2 protein-coding genes are annotated in these 2,308 nt (G+C 68.4%); both read right to left on the bottom strand.

Annotation, left to right across the window (positions count from 1 at the left end; genetic code table 11):
• Nucleotides 1–701: 701 nt before the first annotated feature.
• Nucleotides 702–1,331 carry a hypothetical protein gene (locus ABZ749_RS34060; RefSeq protein ID WP_357235256.1) on the bottom strand — a complete coding sequence of 210 codons (630 nt, stop codon included), beginning with the start codon at nucleotides 1,329–1,331 and terminating at the stop codon, nucleotides 702–704.
• 14 nt (nucleotides 1,332–1,345) lie between these two features.
• A complete protein-coding gene (locus ABZ749_RS34065; RefSeq protein WP_357235259.1) occupies nucleotides 1,346–2,200 on the bottom strand; it encodes a DUF4012 domain-containing protein in 855 nt (284 codons plus the stop codon).
• Nucleotides 2,201–2,308: the final 108 nt, after the last annotated feature.

The following is a 2,308-nucleotide window of genomic DNA, read 5'->3' on the forward strand; positions in this document are numbered from 1 at the left end:
AACATGCTCTTACGAATGATCGCGTTCATGGGGATAGCTCCTTCGGGGGTAGAACACCCACACCACCCGGGGGGGACGGCGGTGAGGGTGTGAGCACCTCGTCCGGCGCTGCACGTCTCAAAAGGGGAAAAAGTCTGGGGGGTGACGCCCTGGTCAGGCGTCGGAGTCGGCGACCTACCGAGCGGGGGCTCGAGGCGCCGGGACCGTGTGTAACGACCGGGGGGCCAGGGTCATTCCGGGATCGGCCCGCCCATCGGGCACCCTCATCGCGGCGATGCCAGCGGTCGTGGGTGTTGCAACGACCGGGAGGAGACTGCCATTCCCACCTGCGCGACCAGCCCGCAAAGATCGGGCGGCCGGCCGGTGGTACTGCGATCGTCAGGATGTGTAACGACCCCGGCCCGGCCATGATTCCAGCCCACCGGTGCACCCGGTCACACCCCCACACCACCTACCATCGGACAAATCACCCACGCCAGCGTGACACGGCAGTGCGCAACCTGCCCTCACGCGCGTGATCCACTCGGGTTCACGGAAACCGGGGCATCCCGGACGGCAGGACATGCCGATATCAAGGAACGCGAGTGGATCATGGAAGAGCTGACCGGATGAAACCGACGAAACGGACAGGCTGGCGCCCGTCGGAGTGTTCCGACGGGCGCCAGCTTCGGTGCTGTCCGGGCGCAGCCCGGTGGTGTGAACTAGTGCGCCGCACCACCGAAGCGCTGGCGGCGACGCCAGGCCAGGGTCAGCAGCAACATCACCGCTCCGGCGCCGACCAGGCCGCCGCCGAGCTTCATGGGCGTGCCGATGCTGTCACCCGTGACGGGAAGCGGCTGCTTCTTGTGCAGCACGCGCAGCTCGGTGCTGGCGGTACGGCCGGACTCCCGGCCCGTGGCGGTGAAGGTCAGCAGACCCGTCACCGACGGCTTGTAGCTCTTGGTGAAGCGACCCTGACCGTTGGTGTACGCCGTGAAGTGCAGGGGAGCGCTCGCCTGGTAGGCGACCGGAGCCATGGCCACGGTGCTGCCGTCGCTGCGGCGAGCCGGAGCCACGCCGCCGGCCGGTGCGGCCTGCGGAGTGACCGTCACGTTGATGTCGACGGTCTCGTTCGGGCCGAAGTTGGTGCCGGTCAGCACCACCGTCTCGCCGAGGTAGATCGTCGGCCGGTTGACGGTCAGCGACGCGGCGGTCGGCGGGTACGGCGGCGGTTGCGGCGGGTCGGTCGTCGCGGTGGGCTGCGGCTGCGGCGCTGCCGCCCCCGCTGCCGTCGGCACGGCCACCACGGCCAGGCCGACCGTGAGCGCCATGATGATGCGGGATAGCCGCATGATTTGGTTCCCTCCTACTGATCACAGCTTGGTGCGGAATGAACTTGGGTGGTCCAGGGGCTGGCGGTGGGGGTCAGCCACAGCTCGGCCTGCCCGACGCCGGTCTTGGCCGTCAGCACGGTGACCTCCAGCGCCCTCTCGGCGCCGGGGCCGACGTCGACGCTGGCCGTGGCCACGTGGCGGCGGCGTTCGGTGCCGCTGCCAAGCGCCGTCTCGGCCCCGTCCAGTCGGGCCTCCAGCACCGCTCCACCAGCCGGGCTGAAGATCGACACCAACGTTCGGGCGGTGTACGGATCGCCGGCCAGGCCGAGGCCGAGCACGGATTTGCTAAGTCCGGACTTCGGCGCCGTCGAGCGCAGGGTCACCCGCAGCCGGAGCTCACGGCGACCGTCCGACCGGCATTCGCCGACCGTGAGGTTCGCCGTCGGCCGCAGGTAGTAGCCGAGCTTCGCGCCGCTGCCGTCGTTGAGGAACACGCCGACGGTCGGCACGGTGTCCTGTTCCGGAAGCGTCCCGGCCATCCGGCTCTCGCCGAATGTCCGCTGTTCCTCAGGTCGGGCACTCCAGAACAATATCCGGCGTTCCGTGATAGCACGGTCAAATGCGGACAACAACACCCTCGGGTTGACATTCTTCTTGAAAAAGGAGTCGAACACCGCTGACGCCGACGCCGCGAAGAACTCGTCCTGCTGTTTGACGTCGAGGCGCTGATAGCTGTCGTTGAGCAGGGTCTGCACCACCTTCTCGCTGGCGAGCGGTACACCGCCGGGCACCAGCACCGGACCTGTCGCCTTGAGCAGGTAGGACAGCACCACCGGGTCGACGGCGAGCACGCCGTCGACAGTGGTGCCGGTCTTGCGCCGGAACACAGCCAGCTAGGCACGCCTACCGCTGGTCGCCGGCTCGATCCCGTACGAAGACGCCCAACAGCGAACAGTGTTACGTCTACGCCGACCCGGCGGGCCACCCGTTCTGCC

It is taken from the genome of Micromonospora sp. NPDC047753 (assembly GCF_040642735.1).
Lineage (GTDB): Bacteria > Actinomycetota > Actinomycetes > Mycobacteriales > Micromonosporaceae > Micromonospora.